Source organism: Azospirillum palustre (assembly GCF_002573965.1).
GTDB lineage: Bacteria > Pseudomonadota > Alphaproteobacteria > Azospirillales > Azospirillaceae > Azospirillum > Azospirillum palustre.
The window spans coordinates 1-612 of sequence record NZ_PDKW01000006.1 but is presented as its reverse complement, the minus strand read 5'-3'; the positions used below and the strand labels follow the sequence as shown (position 1 = coordinate 612).

Genomic DNA, 612 nt, shown 5'->3' with positions numbered 1-612 from the left:
CCGGTAGGCAGCGGGCGCCGACGACAGCAGGCGCTTCGTCCAGCCGGCATCCAGCCGCGTCCGCGCCACGGCGGATGCCGCCACCCTCAGCGCCTCGGGGGAGACCGGCTCCGCCACCCCCGGCAGCCCTGCCGGAGCCCCCGTCAGGCTGTCGCGCCACCAGGACAACTCATCCCTCAGCGCCCCGCTCGCGGCGTGGCGGCGCAGCGCCTCGCCCCAGGACTGGAAGGAGGCGGTCTTGGCCGGCAGCACCACAGCCTCGCCCCGCTCCAGCTGCGTGCAGGCCAGCTGCAGATCCTCCAGCAGAACGCGCCAGGACACGCCGTCCACCACCAGATGGTGGATCGCCAGCAGCAGGCGCTGGGCTCCGTCATCCCCTCGCTGGACCAGCAGGGCGCGCAGCAGCGGGCCATGCGCGAGGTTGAGGCTGCGCTGGGCCTCCTCGCACAGCCGCTCCTGCGCTTGGGCATCGGCGGCAACGCGTTGCCACAGCACCGGCGGCACCGCCTCGGGCGGCAGGTGCCGGGCGCTGCCCTCCATCGCGAAGACCAGCCGCAGGGCGTCGTGATGGGCCAGCAGGGCCGAGAGCGCCCGTTCCAGCAACGCCGGATC

At 74.5% G+C, this 612-nt stretch carries 1 protein-coding gene; it reads right to left on the bottom strand.

From position 1 onward, the window contains the following. Positions 1-612: condensation domain-containing protein (locus CRT60_RS00030; protein WP_143272898.1), on the bottom strand; the 612-nt coding region annotated here is incomplete at both ends.